The sequence below is a fragment of the Streptomyces sp. NBC_00249 genome (assembly GCF_026342355.1).
In the GTDB taxonomy this organism is placed as follows: domain Bacteria; phylum Actinomycetota; class Actinomycetes; order Streptomycetales; family Streptomycetaceae; genus Streptomyces.
Window position 1 is genome coordinate 1,060,889 of the sequence record NZ_JAPEMV010000002.1, and the last position, 13,564, is coordinate 1,074,452.

Consider the following 13,564-nt stretch of genomic DNA (forward strand, 5'->3'; position numbering starts at 1 on the left):
GTGGCTGACGGAATCCACTGGCGCGGCCGTGGCCCGCGCGGGCGGCGCAGCCTGCGCGCCCGGACCGCCGCGGCCGCCGCCCTCGCCATGGCCGCCGTGCTGGCTGCGGGCGGACTGTGGCTGTACGCCCTGCTGCGCGCCAACCTCCTCGACAACACCACCGGCCGCACCGAGCTCGCCGCCCGCAAGGTCGCCGCCCAGCTCGACGCCGGGACCCTGCCGCCCGACGGCCGGCTGCCCGCGCCCGAGGGCGGGGTGGACCTGGTCCTCGTACGGGACGGGCAGGGCCGGACCGTCGCCGCCAGCGGGGACCCCGCCACCACCACCCCCGGCCTCGACGCCGTACGGCCCGGGCCCGGGAACGACTCCCGCTCGGCCGTGCTCCCGCCCGCCGGCCCCGGCGCGCAGCGGCGCGTGGTGGTCGCGGTCGAGGCCCCCGGACCGCCGGGCGCGCACGCCCCCCGCACCGTGTACGGGATGACGGTGCTCGGCGACGTCGACGACGCCACCCGCGCCATCGCGGCCGGCCTGCTCGCCGGAGCGCCCCCGCTGATCGCCTTCGCGGCGGCCCTCGCCTGGTGGGTGACGGGGCACGCGCTGCGCCCCGTCACCGCCATCCGCACCGGGCTGGCCTCGGTCACCGCGAGCGAGCTCGGCCGGCGGGTGCCCGACCCCGGCGGGGCCGACGAGATCGCCCGCCTCGCGCGGACCGTCAACGACACCCTCGACCGGCTGGAGCGCTCCGACGCCCGGCAGCGGCAGTTCACCGCCGACGCCTCGCACGAGCTGCGCAACCCCCTGGCCGCCGTCCGCTCACGGCTGGAAGTCGCCCTCGCCGTGGAGCGGCCCGACCGGGAGTCGGTGGCGGCCGCGCTGGCCGAGACCGAACGGCTCCAGCGCATCGCCGCCGACCTGCTGCTGCTCGCCCGCCTCGACGGCGGACCCGCGCCGGGCCGCGCCGAGCCGGTGGACCTGGCGCTGCTGGCGGCGGAGGACGCCGCCCGGCGGCCCGCGCCCCGGGTGCCGCTACGGCTGGACGCGCCGGCGCCCGTACCGGCGTACGGGGATCCGGCGCGGCTGGAGCGGGCCCTGGCCAACCTCGCGGACAACGCCCTGCGGTACGCCCGGTCCGGGGTCACCGTCCGGGCGCGGGAGCGGGACGGCTGGGCGGTGCTGGAGGTGGCGGACGACGGCCCGGGCATCCCGGAGGCGGACCGCGGCCGGCTCTTCGAGCGGTTCGTACGGCTCGACGCGGACCGGGGCCGGGCGGGCGGCGGCACCGGGCTGGGCCTGGCCATCACCCGGGAGATCGCGCGGGCGCACGGGGGCGACGTACGCGCGCTGGGGGCGCCGGGCGGGGGCGCGCGCCTGGTCCTCAGGATTCCTTCAGCGCGGGTGGGCCAGCATCGACAGGCATGAGCGCGCACCGGAGGAAGACCGTCCGCCGCCGGCCCACGCCCCGCCGTGCCGTCCGGGGGCTCCTGATCGGGGCCTGCGTCCTGACGGTGGTGGCCGGGGGCTCCGCCTGGTACGTCTACCGGGACCTCGCCTCCGGGATCGGCAGCTCCAAGGCCCTGGAGGGCGCCGAGAAATCGGCGTACGGCGATACGAACATCCTGCTCATCGGCCTGGACAGCCGCCGCGACCAGAACGGCGAGCCGCTGCCGGAGGCCGTCCTCGACCAGCTGCACGCGGGCAGTTCCGACATCGGCGGCTACAACGCCAACACGATGATCCTGCTCCACGTACCGGCCGACGGGGGCCGGGCGAAGGCCTTCTCGATCCCGCGCGACGACTTCGTCGACATACGCGGGATACCGGGCGCGCCCGGGCACGGCAAGGACAAGATCAAGAAGGCGTACGGACTGGCGAAGGCGGCCGCGGAGGAGCAGCTGTCGGCGCGGGGGGTGAAGGACCGGCGCGAGCTGGAGCGGGAGGGGCGCGAGGCGGGCCGCAAGGCGCAGATCGAGACGGTGCGCGGCTTCCTGGGCGTCCCGGTCGACCACTTCGCGGAGCTGAACCTCGCCGGTTTCTACCACCTCGCCGAGGCGCTGGACGGCGTACCGGTGTGCCTGAACAAGGCGGTGAAGGACAGGTACTCGGGCGCCGACTTCCCGGCGGGCCGCCAGACCCTGGACGGGCGGCAGTCGCTGGCCTTCGTCCGCCAGCGGCACGGGCTGGACGGGGGCGACCTGGACCGGACGAAGCGGCAGCAGGCCTTCCTGGCGGGCGCGACGCAGAAGCTGAACTCGGCCGGGACCTTCACGGACCCGGTGAAGCTGATCAAGCTGATCGACACGGCGAAACAGGACGTCGTGACGGACGCGGGGTGGGACCTGCTGTCGTTCGTGAAGCAGGCGAAGAACCTGTCGGGCGGGAAAGTGCAATTTTCGACACTCCCCGTCGAGGGGTTCGGAAGGAACCATGGGGAGGACATCAACGTCGTAGATGATATGAAGATAAAGCGCCTCATTGCAGAGCAGATCGGTCCGCACCGTACGCAGACCACTGCGACCCCGAGTGCACCGGGCGCCGACTCCTCATCCCCGCCGCAGACGCCCGAACCGCCGCGGCCCCAGCCGCCCCGGCCCTCACCGCCGCCGGAGCCGGCCCCGCGGAGCACCATCGACGGCGGCGGCGTCCCGTGCGTGGACTGAGGCCCCTGACGGTGGCCGGCGCCAGACGCCGCACCGAAGCATTGCTGCTCGTCCTCGTCATCGGCATCGCTGTTTTCGGCCATGTGAGCGCGGGCCTGGCCATGAACGGCGAGCTGCCGCAGCAGCTCACCAGCTTCGTCATCAGCATGACCCTGCTGTCGCTGGTCGGTCACCTGGGCATCCGCCGGTTCGCGGCGTACGCGGATCCGCTGATCTTCCCGCTGGCCATGCTGCTGACCGGGCTCGGACTCGTCCTGATCCACCGGCTCGACCAGGGGTACATCGAGCGGTACAACTCGGACGCCAACGCCCCCGGCCAGCTCCTGTGGACGGTGGTCGGGGTCGCCGCCTGCATCCTGGTCGTGGCACTGCTGCGCGACCACCGGCTGCTGCAGCGCTTCATCTACATCACGATGGCCCTCGCGCTGGTGCTGCTGATCGCGCCGGCGTTCTTCGGCGCGGACACGTACGGCGCGAAGCGCTGGATCATCCTCTTCGGCTTCTCGCTCCAGCCGGGCGAGTTCGTGAAGATCATGATCGCGATCTTCTTCGCGGGATATCTGGTCATCCACCGGGACTCCCTGGCCCTGACCGGCCGCAGGTTCCTGGGCATGCGCCTGCCTCCGATGCGCCAGCTCGGCCCGATCATCACCGTGTGGATCGTCTCGATGCTCGTGCTGGTCTTCGAGCGCGACCTGGGCACCTCGCTGATCTTCTTCGGCGTCTTCGTGGTGATGCTCTACGTCGCCACCGAACGCACCAGCTGGATCGTGTGCGGTCTGGTCATGGCGGCGGTGGGCGCCTTCGTGGTCGGCTCGACCGAACCGCACGTGAAGGCCCGCGTGGCGGCATGGCTCAACCCCCTCTCCTACTACTGGCAGGACCGCCCGCCGGGCGTCACCTCCGACCAGTCGGCGCAGGCCCTGTTCAGCTTCGGCACGGGCGGCGTCTCGGGCACCGGGCTCGGCATGGGCCACCCGGAACTCATCAAGTTCGCGGGCCGCAGCGACTTCATCCTCACGACGGTCGGCGAGGAACTCGGCCTGGCCGGAGTCATGGCCGTCCTCTTCCTCTACGCCCTCCTCGTCCAGCGGGGGCTGCGCATGGCCCTGGCCGCCCGCGACCCCTTCGGCAAACTCCTCGCGGTGGGCCTGGCCTCGGCGCTGGCCCTCCAGGTCTTCGTGGTGGCGGGCGGCGTCACGGGCCTCATCCCCCTGACCGGCAAGGCCCTCCCCTTCCTGGCGAAGGGCGGCTCCAGCCTCCTGGCCAACTGGATCATGATCGCCCTCCTCCTCCGCATCAGCGACAGCGCAGAACGCCAACGCGAAGCCGACGCCCTCGGGCCGGCGGAAACTACGATCACGCCGGTGCTGGTGGGGCGGTAGGGGGGGGCGGGGGCGGGCTCACGGCGCGGGCACGCCATCTCCCCCTCGACCCCGAGGGGCGGGGCCGGGCTCGGCGGGATGCCGCGGGGCGGTCTCAGGGAGGGGTTGGGGCTTTCCCGTCAGTCTCATCGTCCTTCCGTGTCGGGCCGGCCTGTCAAGGGCGCTCCTTCGTCGCGTCGCTTCGCGATGGCCTTCGGCCACCCTTGACAGACCGTCCCGCCCCGGAAAAACGAAGACTGCCGGGAAACCCCCAAAGAAACGGGACGGGGCAGGAGAGGGGAGGAGCGGGTCAGTCAGGGATGCGGCGGGCGAGCTCCGGCCGGCATCCACCCATCCGGGCAGATCAGAGTCCCTTTCCGGACCAGGGCGCGGCCCTACCTGCACCAAATGACGACCAGAAGACCATCAGCACCCCACAGGCGCGTCAGATCGCTACGCGCTCCTCATCTCTCAGCGTCTGCGACCCGTCTCGGGCTGGTCATAGGCGGACTCCACGTTGCCGACGGCGGTGGTGAATTCGCGACCCGATGCGGCCCGGATGTAGGCCAGTTGCACCCAGTGCTCGCGGGCGAGGGAGTCCGAGACGTTCTCGTTGATCACGGCCATCAGCTCACCCTCGGCGCCGGACGCGATATCGCGGACGCGGTGGCGCAGGAGCTGGTGCGGCACGTACTCGTAGCGCTCACTCATCGGGCACCTCCTCGAAAGTGTCGAGGAAGCGTTCCCAGCCGGCCAGCGCCCGGTCGAGGAGATCGGCGCTCGGCTCGACCGCCGCAGCCACCCTCGACGAGGGGGCGTAGTCGATTTCGACTCTGGGCTCGGAGGCCGCCGTGTCGACGGGAATCTGGCGCATGCAGATCACTCCTCAGTCATGAGACCACTTCGCGAGCAACTTCTCTAGAGATGTCTCCACTACAGCCGATGCCAGCCCGTCCGTCAATGCATCTCTAGAGATGTCTACGGGCGGGGGTAGGTAAGTCCCACCGCTGGTGCATGCAGGGGCGGACCTCTGGCCCTAGGGTGTCTAGAGAGGAGAAGGAGTGATCGGTTCATGACCAGCCAGGGCAGTGCCCGTCAGCCGAAGTACCAGCGGATCGCTGATGCGCTGAGGACGGCTATCCAGTCGGGCGAGTACGGCCCGGGCGACCGCCTGCCAGGCGAGAACGACCTCATGGCCACGTACGACGTCGCCCGGATGACCGCACGTCAGGCCCTCGGCGTACTCCAGAACGAAGGCCTGGTGGAGGCACGGAAGGGTGCCGGCGTCTTCGTCCGCGCCTTCCGGCCCTTGCGGCGGCGCGGCCTCCAGCGGCTGGCGCAGGAGCAGTGGGGCTCAGGGCGCTCCATCTGGTCCGCCGACACCGAGGATCGAGAGCTCGTCGTCGATCAGATCGAGGTGCGTGAGGAAGAAGCGAACAATCGGGTCGCCGGCGCCCTCGGCGTTGCTCCTGGCACTCCGGTGTGGGTGCGCGGCCGCCGCTTCGTGCTCGATGGCAAGCCCGTGCTCTTCGCGACATCCCACCTCCCGTCGGATGTCGTCGCCGACTCCGCGATCACTCAGCACGACTCCGGGCCCGGCGGAACCTACGCACGCCTCGCCGAACTGGGCCACAAGCCGGTCCACTTCCGGGAGGAGATCCGCTCCCGGATGCCCTCGGCAGTCGAGGCCGAGCGGCTGTCGCTCTCCATGGGCACACCTGTCATCCAGATCGTCCGCACCGCATTCGCCGAGGACGGACGTGCCGTCGAGGTCAATGAGATGACCCTGGACTCCGCTTCCTACGTACTGGAGTACGACTTCGACGCCTAGACGGCCGTCGTCCGATGAGTCTCGCGGTCAGCCGCTGAGACGAGAGAAGCGCGTAGCGATCGTGGGCGGCTTACGAACGGCCCAGGCGGACTGCAGACGCTGAGATGTGCGAAGCGCGTAGCGATCTGACGCGTCGGGAGGGGGTGATGGCCTTCTCGTCGTCATTTCGTGCGGGTAGGGCTGTGCCTTGGTGCGGAAAGGGGCTCTGAGCTGCCCGGATGGGTGGATGGCGGCCGAAGGCAGCCCGCCGCATCCCTGACGAGGCCGCTCCTCCCCTTCTTCCCCCCCGTCCCGTTCCTTTGGGGGTTTCCCGGCAGTCTTCGTTTTTCCGGGGCGGGACGGTCTGTCAAGGGTGGCCGAAGGCCATCGCGAAGCGACGCGAACGCAGTGAGCGCCCTTGACAGGCCGGCCCGACCCGGAAGGACGATGAGACTGACGGGAAAGCCCCAACCCCTCCCCGAGACCGCCCCAGGGTGGAACCCGACCCCGACCCCGACCCCGCCCCCCTACAGGTAGTCCTCCAGGCGACCGATCCGGTAGCCCTGTTCCTGGATGCGCTGGAGCATGTGGGTGGTCATCTGGGTTTCCGTCGTGCCCTTGAGTTCCGAGGGGCCGCGGAAGTGGGCCAGGATGATGTCGCCCGGTTTGAGGGCGGAGCCCTCGGCGTACTGGAAGTTGTTTATCTGCATCGACGTGCGCCACAGGACGACCGAGGAGGCTCCGCACTCGGAGGCGGCCTTGAGGGTGTCGTCGTTGTAGTTGCCGAACGGCGGGCGGAAGAGGGTGGGGCGCTTGCCGAAGCGCTTCTCCAGGTTTTCCTGCTGGCCGCATATCTCCTTCTTCTGCGCCGCGAAGGGCAGGGTCCGGAGGTTCGGGTGGGTCAGGGTGTGGTTGTTTATCGTGCTGCCCGAGCCGTTGTCGCGGAGCTTCTCGAAGTGTCCGTAGTCCGACGAGGCCACGTTGTGCGTCAGGAACATGCTGATCGGCAGCTTCAGATCAGCGGCCATCTTCAGGAACTCGGGGTCCTTCTCGGCGCCGTCGTCGAAGGTCAGGAAGACGACCTTGTCGGTCGCCGGGACGGGTATTCGGTCCACCACGGCGGCCTTGCCCGGGGCGGCCTTGGGGAGTTGCGGCTTCTGGGCGGGCTTGGGGGCGTACTCGACGGGGGCCGTCAGGCCCCACTTCTTGTACGCCTGGTCGCCCGCGGAAGCGGGAGGGGCCGCGGCGGACGGTGCGGACGGGGACGGGGACGCCGACGGCGCCACCGGGTCCGGCACCGCCTTGCGGCCCAGCCTCTCGATGGGATCCACGCTGTTCCCGCACCCCGTCAGGGACAGCGCGAGCGCGCCGGCCGTCAGCGTCCCGGCTACCAACCGGCGCGCGTGCTTCACAGATAATCCTCCAGCCGAGCCACGGCGTACCCCTTGTCCGTGACGGTCTTCATGACATGACGGATCATGTCAGGCATCGTGCCCTTCCAGTCCTCCCGGCCCCGGAAATGGGTCAGGATGATGTCGCCGGGATGGAGGTCGCGGTCCCACTCCCGGTAGTCCATCCGGTTGGTGAAGGCCTCGGCGTTCCACAGCGGGACCGACTTGATGCCGCAGGACTTCGCCGCGCGCAGCGTGTCCTGGTTGTAGTTGCCGTACGGCGGGCGGAAGAGGGTGGGCCGCTTGCCGAACTGCTTCTGGATCGTGTCCTGCTGGCCGCAGATCTCCTCGCGCTGCTTCTCGTACGAGAGTCCCGGCATGTAGCGGTGGTTGAGGGTGTGGTTGTTCAGGGTGACGCCCGCGGCCTGCATCTGCTTGAAGTACGCGTAGTTGTCGCGTACGAGGTAGTCGCTGAGGAACGCCGTGTACGGGATCTTCAGCTCCTGCATCATCCTGACGAACTCGGGGTCCTTCTCGGCGCCGTCGTCGATGGTCAGGAAGACGACCTTCTCCTCCGTCGGGACGGTGGTGAAGACCGGCGGGAGTTCGTCCTGGTCCTCCACCTCGAAGCCGTCACGGGTGGTGATCTCGGGCTTCGCCTTCGGCGCGGCCGGGGCCAGGAGCGGCACCTTGGCCAGGCCCCACTTCTTCGCCACCGCGATCCGTGCCTGCTGGGCCGCCTTGAGCTTCTCGGCGGAGTTGGCGAGGGCGCCCGCCGCTCCGGAGCCGGCCTCGCCGGCGGCGCCGGCCTTGGTCTTGGCCGGTGTGCCGGAGTCCGAGGCCCCGCATCCGGTACCCAGGGCCGCGACCAGCAGTGCGGCCAGGGCCACCCCGTACCGGCCGCGCGGGTGCGCCGCGGACCGGTGACCAAACTGCGCAGTATTTCCCTTTTGTCGTACAAGCTGCATAGCAGCGGATCTTTCCATCGCACAGCACCCGGCCCCGGACGACACCACGGCCGGAGTCCGCCCTTCCACCGACTGGCCCACAATGGACCGGTGACCCCCGAAGACTTCGCCGCGCTCCTCACCCCCGAGGGCCGCGCCCTCCTCGACTCGCTCCGCGACTTCGACCCCGCGCAGGAGCTGGCCGTGGCCACCCGGCTGCGCCGTGAGCACCCCGCCGCGCTGGTGTCGGCGGCGCTCGGGCAGGCCCGGCTGCGGCAGCGGGCGGTGGCGAAGTTCGGGGCCGAGGACGCGTACCGGATGTACTTCACGTCCGGCGGCGGGGAGATGGCCACCCGCGCGTCGGTGGCCTCGTACCGGGCCGGGCGCCTCGCGGAGCTCGGCGTACGGAGCGTCGCGGACCTGTGCTGCGGGATCGGCGGGGACGCGCTGGCGCTGGCCCGGCTGGGGATCCGGGTGCTGGCCGTGGACCTCGACCCGCTGACCGTCGCCGTCGCGCGCGCCAACGCCGAGGCACTGGGGCTGGCCGACCTGATCGAGGTCCGGGAGTCGGACGTGGCGGCGGTGGACGTGTCCCCGTACGACGCCGTCTTCCTCGACCCCGCCCGCCGGAGCGGGCGCGGCCGCGTCTTCGACCCGGAGTCCTACTCGCCGCCGCTGTCCTGGGCCGTGGAGACGGCCCGTACGGCGAAGGTCGCCGCCATCAAGATCGCCCCCGGGATCCCGCACGAGGCGGTCCCCGCCGAGGCCGAGGCCGAGTGGATCTCCGACCACGGGGACGTGAAGGAGGCCGTGCTGTGGTTCGGCACCGCCCCCGGCACCGTACGGGCCACCCTGCTGCCGGGGCCGCGCGAGCTGCGCACCGCCGACCCGCTGCCTGATCCCGAGGCGGGTCCCGTCGGCCGCTACCTCTACGAACCCGACGGGGCGGTGATCCGCGCACACCTGGTCGCGGAGGTGGCCGAGGCGCTGGACGGCCGGCTGATCGACCCGACCATCGCCTACATCACCGCCGACGAGCTGCGCGCGACCCCGTACGCGACCGCGTACGAGATCACCGATGTACTGCCCTTCGGCCTGAAGAAGCTGAAGGCCCTAATGCGCGAGCGCGGGGTCGGCGTCCTGACGGTGAAGAAGCGCGGCTCGGCGATCGAGCCGGAGGAGCTGCGCAAGAAGGTCAAGCCGCAGGGCCCGAACGCGGCGACGGTCTTCCTGACCCGTGTGGCCGGGGCCCCGTCGATGCTGATCGGCTCCCCGGCGAAGCCGCCGGCCGAGGGCTAGGCCGCGTCCGAGAGGATCCGCCCGGGCCGGTCCTGGCCGGCCGGCGGGCGGAAGGCGCGGACCGCCCAGCGGTAGTGGGCGCCGGCCTTGGCCAGGCCCAGCAGGGCGGTGATCCACAGGATCATGCCGAAGCCCATGATGTACGCGACCTCGCCGTACGTGTCCTCGCCCGGCGTGGCTCCGGCGGCGGCGCCGAAGGCCACCCACAGCCCGACCGCGCCCAGCGCGAGGGAGGCGAGCAGCCACACCAGGCTCCGCGCGGGGGCGCGCAGCCGGGCGTCGGCGGCCGGGTCACGGCCGGCCTCGACCCAGGCGCACAGCAGGTGCCGCACGCGCCGTTCCTGCCGGGCTCCGGAGGCGAACCAGAAGCCGGCGGGCACGAGCACCCCGGCCCCGATCACGGCGTAGACGATGCCGAAGAAGGCCGAGATCAGGTCGCCCTCCTCGAAGGACATCACGGCCATGCCGAGGAAGGTCCAGCCGAACGCGAAGACCGCCGCGACCGTCCAGAGCAGCAGCAGCCGTCCCAGGCCCAGGCTGCGCCGGCTCAGGTCCTCGAGGAAGCGCGCACGGTCGGCCCGTACGACGGTCTCGTCCATCCACTGGCGCAGGTGCGCGGGCGGCGGCGGAGGCGGGAGCTCACGGCTAGGCATGCGCATGACGATAGCGGCAGCCCCTCCAGACCCGCCGGAGGGCTCCTCGACCACCGCCGCAGACCACCGCGCAAGCGGCTTCAGGCTCCCGAGACCTCGACCGACTCGAACCGCCAGCGGTGCACGGGGCGGGTGATCAGGTCCGCGGCCGGCTCCGGCAGTTCGGGCAGCTCCGCCGCCACCCCCTCGGGGGCCTCCCACCAGGTCACCACGAGCACCCGGTCCTGCTGGGCGCGCAGCACCTCGCGGCGCACCGGCTCCCGGGCCAGGACCTGCGCACGGGCCCACTCCAGCAGCTCGGTGCCCCGGCCGGCCACGGCCCGGGCCTCCCACATCAGCGCGACGGTGCTCACGAGTAGAGGTTGTCCTTGCTGAGCTCGTGCACGTGGTCGTGGTCGTGCCCGCCGTGGCTGTGACCGTGGCCGTGGCCATGACCGCCGTCGCCGTGGTCGTGCGCCGTCCCCGGTACGTGCGGGTCCGTCACCGGCAGCGAGGAGTCCGCGGACAGGTCCCAGTCGGAGGCCGGACGGTTCCGCTTGACCATCTCCGCGCCCAGCGCCGCCACCATCGCGCCGTTGTCCGTGCACAGCTTCGGCCGCGGCACGCGCAGGATGATCCCCGCGTCGTCGCAGCGCTCCTGCGCCAGCGAGCGGAGCCGCGAGTTGGCCGCCACACCGCCGCCGATCATCAGGTGGTCGACGCCCTCGTCCTTGCACGCCCGGATCGCCTTGCGCGTCAGCACGTCCACCACGGCCTCCTGGAAGGACGCCGCCACGTCGCGCACCGGCACCTCCTCGCCCGCCTTCCGCTTCGCCTCGATCCAGCGGGCGACGGCCGTCTTGAGCCCGGAGAAGGAGAAGTCGTACGCCGCGTCGCGCGGCCCCGTCAGCCCGCGCGGGAAGTGGATCGCCTTGGGGTCGCCCTCACGCGCGAGCCGGTCGATGACCGGGCCGCCGGGGAAGCCGAGGTGGAGCACGCGGGCGATCTTGTCGAAGGCCTCGCCCGCCGCGTCGTCGATGGTCGCGCCCAGCGGGCGGACGTCGCTCGTGATGTCCGGGGCCAGCAGCAGCGAGGAGTGCCCGCCGGACACCAGCAGCGCCATGGTCGGCTCGGGCAGCGGGCCGTGCTCCAGCTGGTCGACGCAGATGTGCGAGGCGAGGTGGTTGACCCCGTACAGCGGCTTGCCCAGCGCGTACGCGTACGCCTTCGCCGCCGAGACGCCCACCAGCAGCGCCCCCGCGAGGCCGGGACCGGCCGTGACCGCGATGCCGTCGAGGTCGCGGGCGCTGACCCCGGCCTCCTTCAGGGCGCGTTCGATGGTCGGGACCATCGCCTCCAGGTGCGCCCGGGAGGCCACTTCGGGTACGACGCCGCCGAAGCGGGCGTGCTCGTCGACGCTCGACGCGATGGCGTCGGCCAGCAGGGTGGTGCCGCGGACGACGCCGACGCCGGTCTCGTCGCAGGAGGTCTCGATGCCGAGGACGAGCGGTTCGTCAGCCATGGGTCTCACTGCTCTCAAGGTCTTCAGGTGTCTCGGGGTTCTCAGGTGTCTCAGGTGTCTCAGGTACTGCCTGCGCCTCGGGCGTTCTCGCCTGCGCCGGGTCGGTCAGCCGCATGACCAGCGCGTCGACGTTGCCGGGCTGGTAGTAGCCGCGCCGGAAGCCGATGGGCTCGAAGCCGAAGCGCTCGTAGAGCCGCTGGGCGCGGGTGTTGTCCACCCGCACCTCCAGCAGCACCTCGGCGCATTCGAAGGCGGTGGCGGCCCGCAGCAGTTCGGTGAGGAGCCGGGCACCGAGCCCGGTGCCCCACTGGTCGCGGGCGGCCGCGATGGTCTGTACGTCGCCCAGGTCACCGGCGGCGGCGAGCCCGGCGTAGCCGACGAGGCGGCCGGTGTGCGGGTCCTCGGCGACGAGGTAGCGGCGGGTGGCGTGCGGGCCGCGCGCGTGGGCGAGCTCGGACCAGAACATCCCGGCGGACCAGGCGTCGTCGGGGAAGAGCTCGTGCTCCAGTTCCAGTACCGGCTCGATGTCCCACCAGCGCATCTCGCGGAGCACGGCGGTCACGGCGGTCACGGCGCTCACTTCGGGGTGACCACCTTGTAGTTCTTCGGCACCTCGGCGTCGGGCCGGCGCAGGTAGAGCGGGGTCGCGGGGAGGAACTCCGCGCCCGCCTCCAGCCGGTGCGCCGCCAGGGCGGCGAGCGCCGCGGCCGACTGGTGCACGGGCCCGCGGGCGTCGGGGAAGACCTCCGGGTACAGCTGGGCGCCCTGGCCCACCGCCGGCAGGCCGGCGACGCGCTCGGCGATGTCCGCGGGGCGGTCCACGGCGGGCTCGCCGGTCCGGGTGAGCGGGTCCTCGTAGCGCGCCCAGTAGACCTCCTTGCGCCGCGCGTCGGTGGCGACGGTGAAGGGGCCCTCGATCCCGGCGGCGCCGGCCGCGTAGGCGAGGCCGTCGAGGGTGCACAGGCCGTGCACGGGGACGCCGAGGACGGCGGCGAAGGTGGAGGCGGTGACGAGGCCGACGCGCAGCCCGGTGTAGGGGCCGGGGCCGACGCCGACGACGATGCCGGTGACGGCTTCGAGCTTCACCCCGGCCTCGGCGAGGACCTTGTCCACGGAGGGCAGCAGGAGCTCCCCGTGGCGGCGGGCGTCGACCTGGTTCGACTCGGCGAGGACGGACTCCCCGTCGTGCAGGGCGACGGTGACGGCGGGCGTGGCGGTATCTACGGCGAGCAAGAGCACGCGAACAGCCTACGACTCCCCGGCCCCGGGGCCTTGCGGCCGGTCAGTACCGGGCCCGGCTGCTACCTTTCGACCGGGGACCGTCCCAGGCCGGCAACCGGCCCGCAACGCAGGCGCGGAGAGGTGGAGCAAGGTGTCACGCAGCAGCTCGGGAATCGTGGCCGGGCTCACGATCGCGGCGGTCGCCGCCATCGGCTTCCTCGGCTACCAGGCTTCCGCGACGGCGCCCGCGCACCCCGCGAAGACGGCTCCGCAGGCCCCGGCGGCCCCGCAGCAGCAGGCCCCCGCCAAGCAGGACCCGGCCAAGCCGGCGGCGGTGCCGGCCGACTCCGGGACGGGTACGCGCGTCGTGTACTCGGTCTCCCAGAAGCGGGTCTGGCTGGTCCCCGAGGACGGCAGCCTGCCGAAGACGTTCACGGTGATGCCGAGCACGGTGCACCCGGTGACCGGTACCTACGTGGTGGGCTCGCGCTCCGGATCGGTCACCGGTTCGGACGGGGTGCCGATCGAGCACGTCGTACGGTTCGCCAGCGCGGACGGGGTCGCGGTCGGTTTCAGCGCCCGGGTGGACGGCGCGATGCCGGAGCCGGACGCCACGAAGAAGACGGGCGGCATCCGCATGACGCGCGCCGACGGCGACGCCATGTGGGCCTTCGCGACGATCAGCTCGAAGATCGTCGTCGTTCCCTGACCTTCGCCCACA

General features: G+C 71.9%; 15 protein-coding genes. 6 read left to right on the forward strand and 9 right to left on the reverse strand.

Features of this window, described 5'->3' with window-relative positions; genetic code table 11:
• The 3 genes from OOK31_RS13660 to OOK31_RS13670 are packed head-to-tail and all read left to right on the forward strand — an operon-like array spanning nucleotide 1 to nucleotide 4,042.
• Nucleotides 1-1,419 carry a HAMP domain-containing sensor histidine kinase gene (locus OOK31_RS13660; RefSeq protein WP_267012727.1) on the forward strand — a complete coding sequence of 473 codons (1,419 nt, stop codon included), beginning with the start codon at nucleotides 1-3 and terminating at the stop codon, nucleotides 1,417-1,419.
• Nucleotides 1,416-2,657 carry an LCP family protein gene (locus OOK31_RS13665; RefSeq protein ID WP_267012728.1) on the forward strand — a complete coding sequence of 414 codons (1,242 nt, stop codon included), beginning with the start codon at nucleotides 1,416-1,418 and terminating at the stop codon, nucleotides 2,655-2,657. The genes OOK31_RS13660 and OOK31_RS13665 overlap by 4 nt, the downstream gene beginning before the upstream one ends.
• On the forward strand, nucleotides 2,645-4,042 hold the full coding sequence (locus OOK31_RS13670) for an FtsW/RodA/SpoVE family cell cycle protein (RefSeq protein WP_267012729.1): 1,398 nt from the start codon (nucleotides 2,645-2,647) through the stop codon (nucleotides 4,040-4,042). The genes OOK31_RS13665 and OOK31_RS13670 overlap by 13 nt, the downstream gene beginning before the upstream one ends.
• A 450-nt stretch (nucleotides 4,043-4,492) precedes the next feature.
• On the opposite strand, the gene OOK31_RS13675 is transcribed toward OOK31_RS13670, so the two are convergent.
• Both OOK31_RS13675 and OOK31_RS13680 read right to left on the reverse strand, forming a co-directional pair.
• Nucleotides 4,493-4,732, reverse strand: coding sequence for a hypothetical protein (locus tag OOK31_RS13675; protein ID WP_267012730.1), 240 nt, complete (start codon nucleotides 4,730-4,732; stop codon nucleotides 4,493-4,495).
• On the reverse strand, nucleotides 4,725-4,895 hold the full coding sequence (locus OOK31_RS13680; protein WP_267012731.1) for a hypothetical protein: 171 nt from the start codon (nucleotides 4,893-4,895) through the stop codon (nucleotides 4,725-4,727). Before OOK31_RS13680 ends, OOK31_RS13675 begins: the two co-directional genes overlap by 8 nt.
• A 198-nt stretch (nucleotides 4,896-5,093) precedes the next feature.
• On the opposite strand from OOK31_RS13680, the gene OOK31_RS13685 reads away from it, so the two are divergent.
• On the forward strand, nucleotides 5,094-5,852 hold the full coding sequence (locus OOK31_RS13685; protein WP_267012732.1) for a GntR family transcriptional regulator: 759 nt from the start codon (nucleotides 5,094-5,096) through the stop codon (nucleotides 5,850-5,852).
• Between the two features lie 506 nt (nucleotides 5,853-6,358).
• On the opposite strand, the gene OOK31_RS13690 is transcribed toward OOK31_RS13685, so the two are convergent.
• Nucleotides 6,359-7,243 (reverse strand): polysaccharide deacetylase family protein, encoded by an 885-nt coding sequence (locus OOK31_RS13690; RefSeq protein ID WP_323188210.1) that lies wholly within the window; start codon nucleotides 7,241-7,243, stop codon nucleotides 6,359-6,361.
• Nucleotides 7,240-8,112: a polysaccharide deacetylase family protein gene (locus OOK31_RS13695; protein ID WP_267012733.1), complete on the reverse strand. Its 873-nt coding sequence runs from the start codon at nucleotides 8,110-8,112 to the stop codon at nucleotides 7,240-7,242. Before OOK31_RS13695 ends, OOK31_RS13690 begins: the two co-directional genes overlap by 4 nt.
• Before the next feature lie 150 nt (nucleotides 8,113-8,262).
• Between OOK31_RS13695 and OOK31_RS13700 the strand changes: the two genes are divergently transcribed.
• Entirely contained in the window at nucleotides 8,263-9,468 is a 1,206-nt protein-coding gene (locus tag OOK31_RS13700; protein ID WP_267012881.1) for a methyltransferase domain-containing protein, read from the forward strand.
• On the opposite strand, the gene OOK31_RS13705 is transcribed toward OOK31_RS13700, so the two are convergent.
• From OOK31_RS13705 to tsaB, 5 genes are all read right to left on the reverse strand, one after another.
• Complete coding sequence (locus OOK31_RS13705) at nucleotides 9,465-10,121, reverse strand: hypothetical protein (RefSeq protein ID WP_267012734.1); 657 nt, start codon at nucleotides 10,119-10,121, stop codon at nucleotides 9,465-9,467. The genes OOK31_RS13700 and OOK31_RS13705 overlap by 4 nt on opposite strands.
• A gap of 80 nt (nucleotides 10,122-10,201) precedes the next feature.
• Entirely contained in the window at nucleotides 10,202-10,474 is a 273-nt protein-coding gene (locus tag OOK31_RS13710) for a hypothetical protein (protein WP_267012735.1), read from the reverse strand.
• Complete coding sequence (gene tsaD, locus OOK31_RS13715) at nucleotides 10,471-11,622, reverse strand: tRNA (adenosine(37)-N6)-threonylcarbamoyltransferase complex transferase subunit TsaD (protein ID WP_267012736.1); 1,152 nt, start codon at nucleotides 11,620-11,622, stop codon at nucleotides 10,471-10,473. Before tsaD ends, OOK31_RS13710 begins: the two co-directional genes overlap by 4 nt.
• Nucleotides 11,615-12,163, reverse strand: coding sequence for a ribosomal protein S18-alanine N-acetyltransferase (gene rimI / locus OOK31_RS13720; protein ID WP_267012882.1), 549 nt, complete (start codon nucleotides 12,161-12,163; stop codon nucleotides 11,615-11,617). The genes tsaD and rimI overlap by 8 nt, the downstream gene beginning before the upstream one ends.
• A gap of 35 nt (nucleotides 12,164-12,198) precedes the next feature.
• The gene (tsaB, locus tag OOK31_RS13725; RefSeq protein ID WP_267012737.1) at nucleotides 12,199-12,861 is read right to left on the reverse strand and encodes a tRNA (adenosine(37)-N6)-threonylcarbamoyltransferase complex dimerization subunit type 1 TsaB; all 663 of its coding nucleotides are present in this window, start codon (nucleotides 12,859-12,861) and stop codon (nucleotides 12,199-12,201) included.
• Between the two features lie 133 nt (nucleotides 12,862-12,994).
• On the opposite strand from tsaB, the gene OOK31_RS13730 reads away from it, so the two are divergent.
• The gene (locus OOK31_RS13730; RefSeq protein WP_267012738.1) at nucleotides 12,995-13,552 is read left to right on the forward strand and encodes a hypothetical protein; all 558 of its coding nucleotides are present in this window, start codon (nucleotides 12,995-12,997) and stop codon (nucleotides 13,550-13,552) included.
• The last annotated feature ends 12 nt before the right edge of the window (nucleotides 13,553-13,564 follow it).